The sequence below is a fragment of the Shinella sp. 1A1 genome, assembly GCF_055379515.1.
In genome coordinates, this window is the sequence record NZ_AP039672.1 from 627,172 (window position 1) to 644,915 (window position 17,744).

The 17,744-nt window shown below is 65.8% G+C and carries 16 protein-coding genes; 6 read left to right on the forward strand and 10 right to left on the reverse strand.

The window, feature by feature from the left end; translation table 11 throughout:
- Positions 1-109 precede the first annotated feature (109 nt).
- Complete coding sequence (locus ACZ48C_RS19605; protein WP_464783751.1) at positions 110-1,321, forward strand: diaminopropionate ammonia-lyase; 1,212 nt, start codon at positions 110-112, stop codon at positions 1,319-1,321.
- Positions 1,318-2,538, forward strand: coding sequence for a hydantoinase/carbamoylase family amidase (locus ACZ48C_RS19610; protein WP_464783752.1), 1,221 nt, complete (start codon positions 1,318-1,320; stop codon positions 2,536-2,538). The genes ACZ48C_RS19605 and ACZ48C_RS19610 overlap by 4 nt, the downstream gene beginning before the upstream one ends.
- Positions 2,539-2,553: 15 nt before the next feature.
- Here the strand turns inward: ACZ48C_RS19610 and ACZ48C_RS19615 are convergent, their stop codons facing one another.
- The 3 genes from ACZ48C_RS19615 to ACZ48C_RS19625 are packed head-to-tail and all read right to left on the reverse strand — an operon-like array spanning position 2,554 to position 5,765.
- A complete protein-coding gene (locus ACZ48C_RS19615) occupies positions 2,554-4,098 on the reverse strand; it encodes a DHA2 family efflux MFS transporter permease subunit (RefSeq protein WP_464783753.1) in 1,545 nt (514 codons plus the stop codon).
- On the reverse strand, positions 4,091-5,314 hold the full coding sequence (locus ACZ48C_RS19620) for an HlyD family secretion protein (RefSeq protein WP_464783754.1): 1,224 nt from the start codon (positions 5,312-5,314) through the stop codon (positions 4,091-4,093). The genes ACZ48C_RS19615 and ACZ48C_RS19620 overlap by 8 nt, the downstream gene beginning before the upstream one ends.
- Positions 5,307-5,765, reverse strand: a complete 459-nt coding sequence (locus ACZ48C_RS19625; protein ID WP_318912564.1) for a MarR family winged helix-turn-helix transcriptional regulator — start codon at positions 5,763-5,765, stop codon at positions 5,307-5,309. The genes ACZ48C_RS19620 and ACZ48C_RS19625 overlap by 8 nt, the downstream gene beginning before the upstream one ends.
- A gap of 339 nt (positions 5,766-6,104) precedes the next feature.
- Here ACZ48C_RS19625 and ACZ48C_RS19630 point away from each other — a divergent pair, with 339 nt between their 5' ends.
- The 3 genes from ACZ48C_RS19630 to ACZ48C_RS19640 all read left to right on the forward strand — a co-directional run bounded on the left by ACZ48C_RS19630 (position 6,105) and on the right by ACZ48C_RS19640 (position 8,489).
- A complete protein-coding gene (locus tag ACZ48C_RS19630; protein ID WP_464783755.1) occupies positions 6,105-7,418 on the forward strand; it encodes an MFS transporter in 1,314 nt (437 codons plus the stop codon).
- Positions 7,419-7,442: 24 nt separating this feature from the next.
- The gene (locus tag ACZ48C_RS19635) at positions 7,443-8,021 is read left to right on the forward strand and encodes an LOG family protein (RefSeq protein WP_464783756.1); all 579 of its coding nucleotides are present in this window, start codon (positions 7,443-7,445) and stop codon (positions 8,019-8,021) included.
- Between the two features lie 93 nt (positions 8,022-8,114).
- A complete protein-coding gene (locus ACZ48C_RS19640) occupies positions 8,115-8,489 on the forward strand; it encodes a GFA family protein (RefSeq protein WP_464783757.1) in 375 nt (124 codons plus the stop codon).
- Positions 8,490-8,546: 57 nt separating this feature from the next.
- Here ACZ48C_RS19640 and ACZ48C_RS19645 read toward each other — a convergent pair whose 3' ends face one another.
- The 3 genes from ACZ48C_RS19645 to oiaX form a co-directional block, all read right to left on the reverse strand.
- Positions 8,547-8,744: a hypothetical protein gene (locus tag ACZ48C_RS19645; protein WP_464783758.1), complete on the reverse strand. Its 198-nt coding sequence runs from the start codon at positions 8,742-8,744 to the stop codon at positions 8,547-8,549.
- 74 nt (positions 8,745-8,818) lie between these two features.
- Positions 8,819-10,114 (reverse strand): four-carbon acid sugar kinase family protein, encoded by a 1,296-nt coding sequence (locus ACZ48C_RS19650; RefSeq protein WP_464783759.1) that lies wholly within the window; start codon positions 10,112-10,114, stop codon positions 8,819-8,821.
- Positions 10,115-10,117: 3 nt separating this feature from the next.
- Entirely contained in the window at positions 10,118-11,374 is a 1,257-nt protein-coding gene (oiaX, locus tag ACZ48C_RS19655) for a 3-oxo-isoapionate-4-phosphate decarboxylase OiaX (RefSeq protein WP_464783760.1), read from the reverse strand.
- A 149-nt stretch (positions 11,375-11,523) separates the two neighbouring features.
- Between oiaX and ACZ48C_RS19660 the strand changes: the two genes are divergently transcribed.
- A complete protein-coding gene (locus ACZ48C_RS19660; protein WP_464783761.1) occupies positions 11,524-12,240 on the forward strand; it encodes a transcriptional regulator NanR in 717 nt (238 codons plus the stop codon).
- Here the strand turns inward: ACZ48C_RS19660 and apnL are convergent.
- The 4 genes from apnL to ACZ48C_RS19680 are packed head-to-tail and all read right to left on the reverse strand — an operon-like array spanning position 12,237 to position 17,744.
- Positions 12,237-14,102, reverse strand: a complete 1,866-nt coding sequence (gene apnL, locus ACZ48C_RS19665; protein ID WP_464783762.1) for a D-apionate lactonase — start codon at positions 14,100-14,102, stop codon at positions 12,237-12,239. The two genes, ACZ48C_RS19660 and apnL, sit on opposite strands and share 4 nt — an antisense overlap.
- Entirely contained in the window at positions 14,099-15,133 is a 1,035-nt protein-coding gene (locus ACZ48C_RS19670; protein ID WP_464783763.1) for a Gfo/Idh/MocA family protein, read from the reverse strand. The genes apnL and ACZ48C_RS19670 overlap by 4 nt, the downstream gene beginning before the upstream one ends.
- 2 nt (positions 15,134-15,135) lie before the next feature.
- Entirely contained in the window at positions 15,136-16,200 is a 1,065-nt protein-coding gene (locus ACZ48C_RS19675) for an ABC transporter permease (protein WP_119255697.1), read from the reverse strand.
- Entirely contained in the window at positions 16,200-17,744 is a 1,545-nt protein-coding gene (locus ACZ48C_RS19680; protein ID WP_464783764.1) for a sugar ABC transporter ATP-binding protein, read from the reverse strand. The genes ACZ48C_RS19675 and ACZ48C_RS19680 overlap by 1 nt, the downstream gene beginning before the upstream one ends.

Below are 17,744 nucleotides of genomic sequence, written 5' to 3' on the forward strand. Positions count from 1 at the left end.
CCTGCCCCGGCCTGAACGAAACAGAAATGCATCGAAGGCCGCAAAACACAGCGCCTTTCTCTCCTCCGTTGAAATATCCTTCATCCGATATCTGCCCGAGGAGACACCGATGCCCACCCTGCCTTATCTGACGAACACCCTGCCCGCTTATCGACAGCCGCTGGACGCACGGGACGCCGAAACGCTGGGCATCGCGGCGGCCGGGCGGGTGACGCAGGTCCTCGCCCTTCGCGAGAACAACGATGCGACGCCGCTCCACGCGCTGCCCGGCCTTGCCGCCGAACTCGGCCTCGGGGCCCTATATGTCAAGGACGAGGGCTTTCGCCTCGGCCTCGGCTCCTTCAAGGCACTGGGCGGCGCCTATGCGCTGATGATCCTGGTGAAGGAAGAGGCCGAGCGCCACCTTGGCCGCCCCGTCCCCATTGCCGAACTCATGTCGGACGAGGTCCGCGCCATCGCCGCGACCATGACCTTTGCCTGCGCGACCGATGGCAATCACGGCCGGTCGGTTGCGCAGGGCGCGGCGCTGATGGGCGCCCGCGCGGTGATCTTCGTCCATTCCGGCGTCAGCGATGCCCGCATCGAGGCCATCGCCCGCTTCGGTGCGAAAATGGTGCGCGTCGATGGGAATTACGACGTCTCCGTCGCCGAAGCCGCGCGCGTGGCAACCGAAGAGGGCTGGACGATCCTCTCCGACACCTCATGGCCCGGCTATGAATACGTTCCCGGCCTCGTGTCGCAGGGCTATACCGCACTGGTTCGCGAAGCCCTCGCCTCGCTTGCCGAACCCCCGACCCATGTCTTTCTCCAGGCCGGCGTCGGCGGCTTTGCCGCTGCGATCAGCGGGCATATGGCGATGGCGCTCGGCGATAATCGTCCGCATGTCACGGTGGTCGATCCGGCGCGCGCCGCCAGCATTTATGAGAGCGCCCGCGCGGGCCATGTGGTCAAGGTGGAAGAGGGAGAACCGACCATCATGGCGATGCTGGAATGCTATGAGCCGTCGCTGGTCGCCTTCCGTGTCCTCGAGCGGGTCGCGGATGGCTTCATGGCGGTCGAGGAGGATGCCGCGCCGGAGGCAATGCGCCGCCTCGCCAATCCCGTCGGCGAGGACCCCGCCATCGTTGCCGGCGAAAGCGGAAGCGCCGGGCTGGCGGGTCTTCTGACGGCGCTTCGCGATCCCGCGCTTGCCGCCCGGATCGGTCTCGACAGCAAGGCGCGCGTGCTCGTCGTCAACACGGAAGGCGCGACCGACCCAGCCCTCTACGAGAGGATCGTCGGCCGCAGCCCCGAAGCCGTCCGCAACGGAGGCGCTGCATGATCCCCGCCATCGACGCCGCCCGTCTGATTGCCCGCCTGAAGGCGCTTGGCGATACGGGGCGGGACGAGGCCGGCCGGCTCTGCCGCCTTGCCGCGACCGATGCCGACCGGGCGGGACGGGATCTTCTGTGCGCGTGGCTCGGGGAAGCCGGCCTCCGCATCGAAATCGACCGCATCGGCAACATCCATGGCCTATGGGAGCCGGAGGGCGCCTCCGGCGACCCGGTCGTCATGGGCTCCCATATCGATACGGTGATCGACGCGGGTATCTATGACGGCTGCTACGGCGTCCTGTCGGGCCTTGCCGTGATCGAGGCGATGCAGCAGGCAGGTTTTCGCCCCTCGCGGCCTCTTGCCGTCGTCGCCTATACCAACGAGGAAGGCGTGCGCTATGCGCCCGACATGATGGGCAGCCTGGTCGCGGCCGGAGGGCTCGGTGCGGACGAGGCGCTCGCCACCATCGGCAGCGACGGCACGACGCTCGGGATGGAGCTGGCGCGCATCGGCTATGCCGGGACGCGGGAACCGGGCTTCCTCAGGCCGCATGCCTATATCGAACTCCATATCGAACAGGGACCGATCCTCGAGGCGGAAGGAACTCCGATCGGGGCGGTCGAGAACCTGCAGGGCATTTCCTGGCAGAGGATCACCATCGGCGGCATGGCCAACCACGCCGGCACGACGCCCATGGCGATGCGCCGCGACGCCGGCGTTGCCGCCGGCCGCACGCTCGCCTTCCTCGACCGGCTTGCCCGCGAAACGCCGGGTGCGGTCGCGACGGTCGGTACGATCCGCTTCGAGCCCAATGCGATCAACGTCATTCCCTCGGCGGCGATCTTCACGGTCGATCTGCGCAATCCCGATGAAGAAAGGCTCAAGGGACAGGAAACCGCGCTCGATACTTTCCTGAAGAAACTGCAGGGCGAAGGCTTCGAGATATCGACGGAGCGTCTGGCGCGCTTCCAGCCCGTTGCCTTCGCGCCGGAAATCGTGACGGCTATCGAGGCTTCGGCGGCGGAACGCCAGCTGAGCTGCCGGCGCATGACATCGGGCGCGGGGCATGATGCGCAGATGATCGCCCGCATCGCGCCTTCGGCGATGATTTTCGTGCCGTCGAAGGGCGGCATCAGCCACAATCCGGCCGAACATACCGACGAGGCCGATCTCGTCGCCGGCGCCAACGTGCTCCTCGACGTCGCTACGAAGCTCAGCCGGTGACGGGCCGCTGCCCGGCTAGTCCACCACCGCGCTGTGATCGAGCGCCGGGGCCGCTTGCGGCTTCTTGAGCAGCAGGACGAGCGGCATGACGGCAAGCGAGAGCAGCATCAGCAGCTTGAAATCGTCCATATAGGCGATGATCGTCGCCTGCAGGGTGATGGTGCTGTCGAGCGCGGCGCGCCCGGCCTCCGTCAGCGGGTTGAGATGCTGCTGCACGGCCGGATTGTTGAAGGCGTGGTTGAACGGCGTCACGTAGGCGGCGATGCTTTCGTGATTGCTCTGCACGTTCTCGGTGATCAGCGCCGTCACCAGCGAGATGCCGACGGACGAGCCGATGTTTCGCGAAAGGTTGTAGAGGCCCGTGCCGTCTCCGCGCATCTCCGGCGGCAGGGTCGAGAAGGCCATGGTCGTCAACGGCACGAAGAGGAAGCCGAGGCCGGCGCCCTGCACGAAGCCGACGGAAACGATGGTCCATTGCGAGACGTCCGGCGTCCAGGCGGTCATGTCGTACATCGCCCAGGCCGTCAGCCCTAGGCCGGCGGAAAGCAGGATTCGCGTATCCACCTTGCCGATCAGTCGCCCGATCAGGAACATGCACAGCATGGTGCCGAGGCCGCGCGGCCCCATGACGATGCCGGCGGTGATGACGGGATAGCCCATCAGCGTCTGGAGATAGGGCGTCATCAGCGCGAGCGACGCCAGATAGGTGATGCCGATCACGAAGATGAAGATCATGCTGACGGCGAAGTTCTGGTCGAGGAAGAGCCGCGGATTGACGAAGGATTTCTCGGACGTCAGCGTATGCACGACGAGAAGATAGAAGGCCGCCGCGCAGATGATGGCCTCGACGAGGATTTCGCCGGACGAGAACCAGTCGAGCTGCTCGCCACGGTCGAGGAAGAGCTGTAGCGCGCCGATGAAGAGGCTCATCATGCCGAAGCCGAACCAGTCGAGCTTGGCAAGCGCGTCCCGCAGGGTCTCGTTCACGAAGACGACGATGCCGGCAAAGGCGAGCGCGCCGATCGGCACATTGATGTAGAACACCCAGCGCCAGCTGATATTGTCGGTGAGCCAGCCGCCGATGACCGGCCCGAGCACTGGCCCGACCATCACCGAGACGCCGAAGAGCGCCATGGCCGAGCCGCGTTCCTCGACCGTGTAGATATCGAGCAGGATGCCCTGCGACAGCGGCACCAGCGCCGCGCCGAACAGGCCCTGCAACAGGCGGAAGGCGACGATCTGGTTGAGCGACTGCGCAAGGCCGCACAGGACCGAGGCGAAGACGAAGCCGGCAATGGCCGTCAGCAGCACCCGCTTGCGGCCGAACTTGGCCGCAAGGAAACCCGAGGGCGGCGTCATGATGGCGGCCGCCACGATATAGGAGGTCAGCACCCAGTTGATCTGGTCGACCGACGCCGACACGCTGCCCTGGATGAAGGGCAGCGCGACATTGGCGATGGTCGTGTCCAGCGCCTGCATGATGACGGCAAGGATGACGCAGGCCGTGATCGCGCCGCGATTGGCCACGATGACGGTCGGTGCGTCCGTGGAACTAGCCATGTTTCTTGCCGCTGATGCTGTCCAGCATGCCCTGGATGGAATCCGGCAGGCCGCGGGCATGGCCGGTGTCGATATCGACGACGGTGCTCATGCCCACGCGCAGCGGCGGCTTGCCTTCGGCATCCTCGATGCTCACGCGCATGGGAATGCGCTGCACGACCTTGACCCAGTTGCCGGAGGTGTTCTGCGCCGGCAGGAGCGAGAAGGACGAGCCGGAGGCCGGGCTGATGCTCTCGACCTTGCCCTTCCAGGAAACGCCCGGATAGGTATCGACATAGATCGTGGCCTCCTGGCCGGGCTTCACATAGGTCAGCTCGGTCTCCTTGGGATTGGCCGCGATCCACAGGCGGTCGGTCGAGACCAGCGAGAACGCCTGCTGCGATGCCTGAAGGTAGGAGCCGACCTGAAGCGCGTTGACATTGGTGACGACGCCGTCGAAGGGCGCGCGCACGACGGTATGGTCGAGTTCGCGCTGGGCGTTGTCCACGCTGGATTTCGCCTGGAGATAGAGCGGGTATTCCTCGGCCGGCCGGTCGGCGTCGCCGCCGAGCTGGGCGAGCGTGACGGCGGCCTCGGCCTTGCTCACGGAAACCTTCTGGCGCGCGGTATCGAGGTTGTGCTTGGCTTCGTCATAGGCCGAGCGGCTGGCGCTTCCGCCGTTCAGCAGGCTCTGCTGGCGGTCGAACTGCGCCTGGAAATAGGGCAGGTCCGCTTCCGCCTGCGTGATCTCCGCCAGCGACTGGCGATAGCTCGCCTTGAGGTTCTCGATCTGGTTCCGCTGGACACCGAGCTGCGCCTTGGCACCTTCGAGCGTGATGCGGAAGGCATCGGGCCGCAGGGTGAAGAGCGGCTGGCCGGCCTTCACGGCCTCGTTCTCATGTACGTCGATGCGCTCGACGATGCCCGAGACGTCGGTCGCGATGCCCACCATGTCGGCCTGGATATAGGCATTGTCGGTCGCCATGACCTGCCCGCCGGTGACGTAATAATAGCCGCCCACCACGAGGGCGACCGGGAGCAGGGCGAAGAGGATCGGCCGGGTGAGCGAGCGCCGGCGGCGCGGCAGCTCGGGTGCGGGCACTGTCTCGGCAGTCGCGCCGGAAACGGGGGACGGCGCTTCGGCGACCGTACCCTGTGCCTCCAGGGTCTCGCCTCTGTCGGCGGCATTTTCGGCATCGGCGTCGGTGATGACGCGGAAGGTGGGCTTGTCAGTCATGCTCTTGCTCTTTTTCGCCAGTCGGCGCCTCGCAGGCCAGGACGAGGTTCGCCTTTATTTCGGAAAGCACAGTGAATGTTTCTTCGAGCCGCTCCGGCGCGATGCCGAGCAGCGCCTCGGCGCGCGTCGCATCGGCCAGTTCGTGGATTTCGGCCAGCAGCGGACGCACCTCGTCGCGCAGGTAGAGGAGCCAGATGCGCCGGTCGGAGGGATGGCGCCGGCGCTCGATCAATCCGCGCTCGGCAAGCTTGTCGAGAACGCGCACCAGCGCGATCGGCTCGATTTCCAGAAGCTCGGCCAATCCGCCCTGATGAATGCCTTCGTTCTTCGACAGATAGGCGAGCGTGCGCCACTGCGAACGGGTCAGGCCGAGGCTTTGCGCCCGCTGTTCGAATCGCTTGCGCACGAGGCGCGCGATGTCGGCCAGCAGAGCGAGAGAGTGGGCACTCATAGAGGAAGCTACTATTAGGGGGCTAATGATAGAGATGCATACCATGCGGATAGGGCGAAGACAACGCCTCCCTGCGGGATTTCGCCGGTCCTCACCAAAGAATGATCGCCGCTGCCCGCGCCGGGGCGTCATTCAGCAATTCAATGAAAGGCATCGGGAGATTTAATTTCGGAAACCGGATGCGCGCGCCTATAAACAGGCGGCCGGATATCGAACCGGCCTCCCCTTCCGTCCCGTCGCCACCCGCAGGGACGTCGTCACGCCGAACACATCGATACGGACATGCCGTACCCGCCCTCCGCGCCGGTGGGCGCTTGGCCGCAGTGCAGGAAGCCGAACATGCCGCGATCCGAGACCACCGCTCTTGCCGAGGATGCCACCAGCGCGGCGCTGGAATTGCCGATGCCCCGTGCCGTGCCCGCCGGCCTCCTCGGGCGGGTCGCCTCTTCGCTCATCCTTTATCCCCGCTATCGGCTGCTGTGGGTTTCCAACCTCTTCTTCTTTGCCGGCGTTTGGACGCAGACCCTCGTGCTCGGCTGGCTGGTCTTCGAGATGACGGGCTCGGAATTCTCCGTCGCCATCTTCACCGCGGCGCGGCTTTCGCCGCTGATGCTCGGGCCCCTCGCCGGCGTGATCTCCGACCGCTTCAACCGGCCGCGGCTGCTGCTCGTTGCGTCGGGCTGGGCGTTCTGCGTCCTGACCGTCGTCGCCCTTCTCGTGGCGCTGGACAGCATATCCTTCCTGGGTCTCGTGGCGGCTGGGTTCTGCATCGGCCTTGCGCAATCCCCCTCGCAGCCGGCACGCTTCACGCTCGTCAGCGAGCTTGTCGGGCGAAGGAGCCTCAGCAATGCCAATGCGCTCAACTCCATCGTCCTGAGCATGACGCAGGTGATCGGCCCGGCGCTCGGCGGCGCGATGATCGCCGCCTTCGGGGCGGCTGCGGCGCTGGCGATCTCGGCGCTCTGGTATCTCGTTGCCTTCCTCGCGCTCTGGCCGCTCCGGCAGGTGAAGAACAGCCATGAGGCCATCGGTCCCCAGAAACTCCGGATTCTGCTTTCGGCCGGTTTCAGCACGGTCCTCTCGAACCGCCTTCTCGGTTCCGTGCTGCTCGTCACCTTTGCCGCCAATATCCTGCTCTGGCCGATCTATCAGGGTTTCATGCCCGTCATCGCCAAGGAGCATCTGGGGCTTTCGCCGAGCGGCCTCGGCTGGCTGCTGGCCTGCGCCGGGATGGGTGGCCTCGCCGGTTCGGTGATCGTCGCGGCGCTCGGCGACTTCCGCTTCAAGGGCGGCCTCTTCGTGCTGGGCACGGCGCTCTGGGGCGCGCTCTGGGCAGTCTTCGCCCTCTGTTCCTCCGTGCCCCTTTCCTTCGCCCTGATGGTTCTCATCGGCCTTGCCGCGGCGCCCTTCGGCATCCTGCAGACGACGCTGATGCTGATGATGACGGAGCCGCATGTGCAGGGCCGCGTCATGGGCATCCAGGAATTGACCATTGGCGTCATGCCGCTTGCCAGCATCATGCTCGGCGCGGCGGCCGAGGTCATCGGCATCACCCATGTGGCATTGATCAGCGGAACGCTGCTCGCGACCTTCCTCGCCCTCCTGGCGCTTCGCGTTCCCGCACTGTTGCGCTACAGCGGGCACGGGGATTGATCGCCGGACCAGAAGGAACAGGCCATGACGAAGACGCTCACGACGATTGCCGTATTCTGCGGATCGAACACCGGCGAAGGCAATGCCTATGTGGACGGCGCAAGGGCGCTCGGCGCGGCGCTCGCGGAAGCCGGCATCGCCCTCGTCTATGGCGGCACGACCAAGGGGCTGATGACCGTCGTGGCGGACGCCGTCCTTGCCGGCGGCGGCACGGTCCATGGCGTCATCACCGAAAGCCTCCATGCACGCGGGCACTCCCATCCCGGCCTCACCCGCCACGAGATCGTGCCGACCCTCGGCATCCGCAAGGCGCGCATGATCGAGCTGGCCGACGCCTTTGTCGCGCTGCCGGGCGGGATCGGAACGGTCGAGGAGCTGATGGTCGTCTGGTCCATGAACCAGCTCGGCGAAATGGACAAGCCCGCCGGCCTGCTGAACGTGGCGGACTTCTTCTCGCCCTTCCTCGCCTTTCTCGACAGGATGGTCGAGACGAAGTTCCTGCCTCCCGCGCATCGCGCAAGCATCGCCGTCGACAGCGATCCGGCAAGCCTCATCGAAAAGCTGCGCGCGCATGAACGGACGAACGCGCCCAAGTGGCTCTGACGGTCCTCGCCAACCCTTCGGAAGATCGATAGCCTGGAACCGCAGGGCGGCACGCCCGTTCTCACAAGCGCGACAAGGCCGAAGGGAGATCACATGACGACGCTATCGGGACAATGCCTCTGCGGGCAGGTGCGGCTTTCCGTGCGGGGAGAACCGCTGCGTGTCGGTATCTGCCACTGCACAGACTGCCGGCAGGAAAGCGGATCCGCCTTCACCTTCTACGGTATCTGGCCGGCCGGTCAGTTCGAGTATTCCGGCGACGTCGCGGACTTCCAGGGCCGCTGCTATTGCCCGCATTGCGGCGGCCGGCTGTTTTCGCTCGACGAGCGGGAGGCCGAAGTCAAGCTCGGCACCCTGCCCGAGGCACCGACGCCTTTCACGCCGAGCTACGAGCTCTGGGTCAAGCGCCGCGAGCCCTGGCTCCGGTCCATCGAGGGCGCCGCGCAATACGAGGAAGACCGGACCTGAGTCTTGCCCACGCCCCGGCGGAAATTCGTCCGTCGGGGCGCAGGAAATTTCGAGAACCTATTCGTCGCTGTCGCGCACCTTGGACGCCTCTTCCTTATCGGTCCGGCCCGCTGGAATGGAGGTGGTCGTTACGGAGACGGGATCGGAGCCCGGGAACGTCTCCTTCAGGCCCTCGTCGAGATCGTTTTTCGTACGGCGCTTGCGCTGCTCCTGCTTGAGGGATTCGACTGCGGGGGAAGAATGATGGCTGTTCAAGACCTGTCTCCTTCTGTTCGCCATGGAACAGACGAGAGGCCGGTTTTGTTCCCGCCCGCGCGGGCGCCGGGCGGCTAGACCCTGCCCGCCCGGATCATCGAGAAGTAGTCGTCTCCGCCGACCTGCCCGCCCTTGAGCGCCAGTTGCAGCCCGTCGCTCGCGCCGCCGTGCACGGTGCAGAGAGGCGATCCCGGCGTCTGGGGCAGCGGCATCTTCAGGGTCAGCGCGGAAATGCCCATTTCTCCGAGGGCATGGCTGGACGTATCGCCGCCCGCCACGACAGCACGGGTCAGCCCCGCCCGGGCGACGAGCTCCGACTGGATGCGCCCGAGCGCCCGGCCAAGCCGGTGGCGGTCGCCGGAACCTAGTTCCCCGCCCCGATCCGCCGCCGGGCCGAGCGCGGTATAGAGCACGACGCTGCGCCCGGTCTCAAGGACACGCAGCCCTGCCTCGACCGCTTCGGCGATGGCCGTCTCCGCGGCAGCGCCGGACAGCGCCAGCGGATCGATGGCAATGCCCTCGAAACCGTTCGCAAGGGCATGGCGGATCTGGCGTTCGGTGGTGGGCGAGACGCTGCCGGAGACCACCGCGATCCGGTCGACGGGCTCGGCCGCCGGAAAGTCCGGCTTTTCGCCGACCAGCCCTACCTCGTGCCATGCGGAAATAAGGGCGTATTCCACGCCCGAGGAGCCGCAGACGAACCGGTTTCCGGCGCGCAGCCGCTCCCACAGCATCTTGCCGGCCGCCGCCTGCGTCGCATGGTCCAGCACGTCGAGAAGGAGGATATCGGCCGCCTCGAGCGCGGGATCGGCAAGGAGGGCCACATTGTCGATATGCGCGGTCGTCAGCGCGGTCTGGCGGGCGAGATGGAGAAGCAGGTTGGCCTCGTCCATGGGCGTGACGGGATGGCGGGACATGACCGGATGGCGATCGATGCGATAGTTGCGGCCCTGATAGGCGGCGAAGAGCTCGCCGAAGGCCGTGTAACGCCGGATCTGCGGCGCGCCGACGATGAGCGGCACGGTCGTCGTCTCGAAAACCTGCCGGCCGATCTCGATCGCCCGACCGATATTGCCGACATGCGGCGCCGAATCGAAGGTCGAGCAGACCTTGTAGTGGCAGAGCTCGGCATCAAGCGTCTTCAGCCAGTCGAAGGCCTCGCGCAGATGGATATCCATCCAGTCCGGCGTTTCGCTGCGGCTCGTGCCGGCAAGGCCGAAGGCGCGGGCGCCAGCAAAGCGGGACAGGAGCGTCGCATCCGGCACCCTGAGGAACAGCACGGTGTCGACCCCGTTGGAGGCAAGCGCCTCCATGACGTCGGTCGAGCCGGTAAAATCGTCGCCGTAATAGCTGATCAATGGCCGCGCCATGGTTCAGGCCCCCTTGCCGCCGGAAAATTTCTCGATGGATCGGGCAAGCTCTGGATGCTCGCGGGCATAGGCCTCCAGCGGGATGCCGGCGACCGCGGCCTCCCACGCCTGCCTCACCGCCTTCACCCCGGCGCCCGGCCCGCCCGGATGGCTGACGATGCCACCGCCGCACAGATAGAGCAGGTCCGTCGAGCCGCCCGTCGCGGCAATCGTATCCGGCGCCTGCCCGCCCCACTGGCCGGAGCCGATGACCGGCAGGGCGACGTCCTTCTCGGAAAACAGCGGGGCCGTCACCGCCTTGTAGGAGCGCACGAAGCTCTCGTCCGGCTCCCAATATTTCACGCGGATGCCATTGATCTGGAACTGGTCGACGCCGAGCAGGCGCCAGAACTGCTGCCAGACGGAGAACTCGAAGCCGAGCCCGGCATGACGCGTGAGAATGTCCCAGCCGTTGCGGTGCGCGTGCAGCACCAGCCCCGAACGCTTGCGCAGGAAGGCAAGGCCGCCGAAGCCGACGGAGTTGATGTTGACCACCGCGCAATTGCCGCCGGCCTGCAGCACCATGTCGTGGTTGCGCATCATCTCGTCCGGGTCGGCATGGCTGATGCCGAAAGCATACATGACCTTCTTACCGGTCTTCTGTTCGTGATCGAGGATCTTCGGCATGATCGCGGCGACGCGTTCCTCAAGCGGCGAATAGGCCGGGCTCATCAGCTTCTCGTCGTCCTTGATGAAGTCGACGCCTGCCTCGATGAGCTCGCCCACCATCTCCGCCGTCTCGTGCGGGCGAAGGCCCAGCGCCGGCTTGACGATGGAGCCGATGATCGGCCGGTCCTTCACGCCCGTCAGTGCGAAGCTGCCCGGAATGCCGAATTGCGGGCCGGGATGGGCGGCGGCGAATTCCCGCGGCAGCTTCATGTCGACGATGCGGATGCCCGTCATGCCCTTGATCGAGAAGACGCCGCCGATCGCGATGGTCATCAGGGCGGCAAGGTCGGTCCCGACGGCATCCATCGGGAAATCGACATCGACATCGGCGCGGTTGAAAGGCCCGGCGCCGCCGCCCTCGTCGGGGAAGGACGCACGGTCGGCCGGCGGCAAAAGGCGGATGGCGACGACACGGGCCGCCACCCGTGCCTTCAACTCCTCCGTCTCGCCCGGCAGGGCCACGAAGGTGCCGGTCGACTGGTCGCTGGCGATTTTCGTCGCCATGGCCTCCACCGAGCCGGGCGTCTCTATCCGATAGGTCAGGCGGATCACGTCTTCTCCTCCGCGGCGCACGGCGGGCCGCTTGTGAAACCTCTTCAGCTGGTATAATGAGTATTTATGTTATTGCAAGTCGACATTGCGAAGGCTGTTGCAGCAGCGGGACTTGGTGCATATTCCAACCTGTCGAAACCAGGTGACTCATGAACGTCGTTTCCGAACCGATCGTCCGCAAGAAACTCTCCGACGAAGTCTTCGCGCGGCTCAAGCACATGATCGAGACCGGCGAACTCAAGGCCGGTGACGAGATGCCCTCCGAGCGGGAGCTCATGGAGCGCTACGGCGTCGGTCGTCCCGCCATCCGCGAAGCCATGCAGGCGCTCGCCGGCAAGGGCCTTGTCGAGATCTCGCAGGGCGAGCGCGCCAAGGTGCTGCGCATCACCGCCGAGACGATCATCCGCCAGGTGGACCTGCCGGCGAAGATGATGCTCTCCGGCTCCTCCGACACGCTGGAGCACCTGAAAAGCGCCCGTATCTTCTTTGAGCGCGGCATGATCCGCGAGGCGGCGACCCGGGCGACGGCGGAACAGATCGCCGAGCTTCGCGCCCTTCTCGAAAAACAGAAACAGAGCCTCGGCGACGCGGATGCCTTCATCGACGCGGACATGGAGTTCCACCAGTGCATCGCCCGGATTTCCGGCAATCCGATCTTCGTGGCCGTCAGCGGCGCGATGCTCGGGTGGCTGAAATCCTACCATACGGAAATGCTCATCTGGACGGGCCGAGAGAATTTCACGCTCGCCGAGCACGAGGAAATCATCCGCGCCATCGAGAACGGCAATGCGGACCTTGCCGAAAAGGCGATGATCAAGCACCTCGAACGCTCCCGCGCCCTCTATGCCCTTAGAGCCCCGAACTAGAGCAGCACCTCGATACAGGCATAGGGCGGCAGCGTGATCTGTCCGCCCGCCGGCAATTCCGCTCCGTTGGCCGCAATCAGCGCAACCCGGCGCGGCGTTGCGCCAAGGGTGACGGCCTGCGTCTCGGGCGTGATGTTGGCGAGGAGGATGCGCTCCTTCGTAGCGAGCCCCAGCACCGCATCGGGCCGCGACGTCTCCACGGCAACGACCGCCTGCCCGGCAAGGGCGCCGAGCCGCGACAGGACATGCGCAAGCGGCCGCATTTCGCCTTTCGCGGTCGCCTCCCTCTCGCCCGCGACAAGCCCGAACGGCCCGGCCAGCGTGGAGAGCGTCAGCATTTCGAGGCCGGCGGACGCCACGGTCGCGGCATAGGCCAGCGTCCAGGCGGCGCCAAAGGCGCCATTGTGCCGGGGATCGACATTGGCCATGGGGATGCGCGATCCGGACGGGTTGTCCTTCGTTGCGCTGCCATAGGGGTTCTGGCGCATGGCGATGGTCGAGGGGCCGATGCGGTAGGGCTTGTCGCCATGGATGGCGCGCGCCGAACGCACGACGTGATGCAGTGCCTCGAAAGTCTGCATGACGGAAAGGTCATCGGCCGCGTGCACGATCGGGTTGGTGCAATGGCTGACATAGTCCACGAGCGCGCCGGGCACCCGCTTGCGGTTGAGCTCGGTGAAGTAGCTCATCATACCCCCGCCGAGCCGCGTGCCGGGGAAGGCAGCTCGGGCGGCCGCATAGACATCTTCCAGCGGCGGGCATTCCGGCCACTCGCTGCCGGGCGGGGTCGACTGCCGATCCACCGAGGGGCAGACGAAGAGCGTGTCGAGCGGCAATCCCGCCTCCCGCACCAGCGCGGCGAATTCGCTCATCTCCACGTCCAGCGGACGCCGGCACGGCACGGCCAGTTCGAGCGTCACCTTGAGGCCGGACCGGGCGGCGATCTCCGCATAGCCTTTCAGCGCCGAAAGACCATGGCCCGCGACGGGATCGAAATGCGCGATCAGGTGGCGCGCGCCGACCATCCGTAGCAGGCCGAGGGCGGTCCGCTCGTCGGCAAGGCACTCCGGCCGGAGCCCGACGCCGATTTCGGGAAAGGGAAGACCGGTCGGTGAAAGCTTCAGCGAAACGGCCGCGGACGCATCGACGGCGGGCGCATCCGCCTGTGCTTGGATTGCCACGATCACGTGCTGGCTGAACGGCTCGTCCTTCGGCACCAGATAGGGCCAGGGCAGCGCCAGCGGGCGCACATAGGTCTTGTAGGAGCCATCGGTCCAGTTGCGCTGGTCTTCCATCTCGAAGACGTCGCCATGGAACTCCGTCGTCGCCGAGATACCCGGCACGACCCGGTGGGTGATAGCGGCGATATCCTTGAACGGCTGCCATGGCTCGATCCGGTCCGGCCAGTGCGCATGTTCGACGCTTCCGTCGCCATGGCGTACCTCGACCGGCTCACCGGCGACGCCGACCACCGGATGCAGCACGACGAAGCCGGCGCGGGCGGTCTCGAAATCTCCGTCGCTGACGCAATCGGCGGAAAAGGCCACCCTTTCCGGCGTACCGGAGATCGCAATCGCGCAGTCGAGATGGGCACCCGACGGGGCTGTGAAGCGCGCCTTGTAGGTGACGGAGAAGCCCTGCCCGGTCTCTTCGGCAAAAAGATCGGTGATGGCTGCATTGCAGGTCCCCCAGTCCTTGTCCCGGACGAGGAAGGAGACGGCGCGCAGCACCTCGTGGCCGCGATAGCGAAGCGTGCGCAGATTGCCATCCTGCAGCGCGACGCTGAGGTCACCAACGATCAGCGTACGGCTTTCGGGTTCCCGCTCACGCGTTCCATAGAGCCGGAGCAGGTCCTCGCTCATCCGAGAAGCTCCTCCAGCGCGATGGTCTCGCCGCGCTCGGCGCTGAGATAGGCGGCCTCGACGAGGGCGAAGGTCTTCAGGTTGTCGCGGCCGGACGTGTCCGGTTCCGCGCCCGCCGCAAGCCGCTCGATCCAGTGCTTCTGGATGAGCGCGACGCTTTCCTGGATATTGTGCCAGGGGCGCGAGGCCCAGGGCAGCAGGTTCGGCGCAACGACGCTTCGTGTCGTGCCGTTCTGGCCATGGACGGTGAGCGTGTAGTCCTTGCCGAGGCGGAGCGTGCCCTCGCTTGCATCAATCTCGACGAAGGTTTCCGGGAAGGGCTCCTCCGGCAGCTTCGTGGCATAGCTGACATCGACGACGGAGGTGATGCCGTTGTCGTGGTCGAGCAGCATGGTCGCCACGTCCTCGCCGGCGATCCCCGGGTTGATGCGCTTGGTACGGGCCGTCATGCGGCCGGCATCGCCGAACAGGAAGCGGGCGATATCGAGCGAGTGGATGCCGAGATCCTCGATGATGAAGCGCTTGCCCTTGGCGAGATAGGGCTGGCCGGAGAAGACGTCGAAGCCCGAACGGAACGAGACGCGGCCCCAGAAGGGCGTGCCGATCGCGCCGCTCTCCAGCACCGCCTTGACCGCGAGGATCGGCGTCTGCCAGCGGAAGTTCTCGTGGATCATCAGCGGAATGCCGGCCGCCTCGGCAGCGGCGACCATGGCCTTCGCATCCGCCAGCGTCGGCGCGAAGGGCTTCTGGCAGATCACCGGCACCTTGTGTCGCGCGGCAAGCTCGACCAGCGCGCGGTGGCTGCCCACCGTCGTCGCGACATCGACGAAATCGAAGCCGCCATCGGCGAACATCTCCTCTGCTGACCGATAGCGCCTCGCCACGCCGAACTGGTCTCCGACGATGTTGAGCCGATCGGGATCGCGGTCGCAGATCGCCACGATCTCCACGTCCGGCAGGTCCTGCCAGCCATGCATCTGGTTGACGGCGAAGAAGCCGCAGCCGATCAGCGCACCCTTGAATTTCGCCATGCTCAGCCTGCCTTTGCCATCTGCATCAGGGTCACGCGCTGCTGGAGGCGGCGCTGCGCCTGGTCGACCACCACGGCCACGATGATCACGAGGCCCTTGATCACCATCTGCCAGAACGAGCTGACGCCCATCATCACCAGCCCGTCGGAGAGGATGCCGATCACGAAGGCGCCGATGATCGTGCCGCCGATGGTGCCGCGCCCGCCCGACATGGATGTACCACCAAGAACGGCCGCCGCAATGGCGTTCAGTTCGAGGTTCGTGCCGGTCGCCGGATGCGAGGCCATCAGCTCCGAGGAGATGACGAGGCCGACGATGGCCGCGCAGAAGCCGGAGAACATGTAGACGAACATCTTCACGCGGTTGACGCGGATGCCGGACATGCGCGAGGCACGCTCATTGCCGCCGACGGCGAAGATGTGCCGGCCGAGCGGCACGAAGCGGGCGAAATAGGCCGCGCCCAGCGCGACGACGATGAGGATCCAGACGGAGACCGGCAGGCCGAGGATGGTGCCCGAGCCGAGATAGGAAAAGCCCTGGTTGCCGAGGTCTTCCCGGCCCGTGAGATTGGGAAGCGTCTGGCCGTCGGAATAGAGCAGCGCCATGCCGCGCGCTACATAGAGCGTGCCGAGCGTGGCGATGAAGGGCGCGACATTGAGGCGGGTGATCAGCAGGCCGTTGACCGCGCCGATCAGGACGCCGACCGCCATGACGATGACCGCCACCTCGACGATGTTGAAATAGACCGTGTAGCCGAAGGGCACGGCGACGCCGTACATGATGAGCCCGCCGGCGATCATGCCGCAGAGGCCGACGATGGAGCCGACCGAAAGGTCGATGCCGCCGGTGATGATGACGAAGGTCATGCCGATGGCGAGGAAGGCGTTCTGCGTCGCGTGCTTCGACATCAGGATCATGTTCGCGGTCGACAGGAAGTTCGGCGCGAAGATCGAGAAGAAGATGATCACCGCAAAGAGCGCGATGAATGTCCTCAGCTTCATCAGCGTGAGCAGGGCCGATCCGGTGGAGAGGCCGTTTTCGGCGGCCGTTTGCGTTCCTGTCGTCATCACGCATGCATCCTTTTGGTTTTATGTCCCTCCGCGGAGGCCGAGACGATCATCTCCTCGGTGGCATCCTTGCGATCCACCACCGTCACCAGGCGGCCGTTGCTCATGACGGCGATGCGGTCGGAGAGCGCCATGACCTCCTCGAGGTCGGAGGTGGAGAAGAGGATGGCGAGCCCCTCGCCCGCCAGCCGGCGCATGGTGCGGAAGACATCCGCCTTGGCGCCGACATCGATGCCGCGGCTCGGCTCGTCCATCAGCAGCACCTTCGGCCCGGTCATCAGCGCCTTGCCGATCACCACCTTCTGCTGGTTGCCGCCCGACATGGAGGTGACGTCCAGTTCCGGGTTCTTCGCCTTGATGGAGAGATTGCGGATCGCATCGAGGATGGCCTTCTTCTCCAGCTTGAGATCGATATGGAAGCCGCCTCTCACGAACTGGCCGAGGCTTGCCATCGACAGGTTGTCGGCAATCGACATGGACTGGACGAGGCCTTCGCGCTGCCGGTCCTCCGGGATCAGCGCCAGACCCTCGCGGATGCGCCGGGTCGTGTCGCGGCCCTTCAACTCCTTGCCATCGACGAAGACCTTGCCGGTCGCATGCTCGTGCCGGCCCATGATGCATTCGAAAAGCTCGGAGCGCCCCGCGCCCATCAAGCCGTAGATGCCGAGAATCTCACCCGCGCGGACGCCGATGGAAACGTGATCGACCGCATAGCCGCCCTGTGCGCGTGGCAGGCAGATATCCTGCGTGCGGAAGACGTCCGCGCCCGGCGCATGGTCGACCTGCTTGGCGAAATCCTTGGCGTCGGAACCGATCATCGAGCGCACGATCCAGCGCGTGTCGATATCCTTGACCATGGCATGGCCGGTGATCTGGCCGTCCTTCAGCACCGTGATGTAGTCGCCGATGCGCATCAGCTCTTCCAGCCGGTGCGAGATATAGACGATGGCGACGCCCCGCGCCTTGAGGTCGGCGATGACCCGGAAGAGCACATCGACTTCCGCCGCGCTGAGCGCGGAGGTCGGCTCGTCCATGATGAGGATGCGGGTATCGAGCGATACCGCCCGAGCGATCTCGACGAGCTGCTGCTGGCCGATCGGCAGGTCCTCGGCCAGCGTATCGGCCGAGATGCCGGCTTCGAGGCGGTTCAGGAATTCGTTCGCCTTCTCGACCTGCGCCTTGTGATCGATGCCCCGGATGCCGCGGGTGATCTCGCGGGTGGCGAAGATGTTCTCCGCGACCGAAAGATTGCCGAAGAGGTTCAACTCCTGGAAGACGATGCCGATGCCGTGGCGCACCGCATCGGCAGGACTGTCGAGGGTGATGCGCTCGCCCTCCATCCATATCTCGCCGAGCGTTGGCCGCTCGACGCCTGCAATGATGCGCATCATGGTGGATTTGCCCGCGCCGTTCTCGCCCACCAGCACATTCACCGCGCCGCGCCGCAGCTTCAGGTTCGCCTTCTTCAGCGCCACGATGCCGGAATAGGCCTTCGTGATGTCCTTCAGTTCGAGAATGACGTCGCCATCGTCGATGCCGCTCAT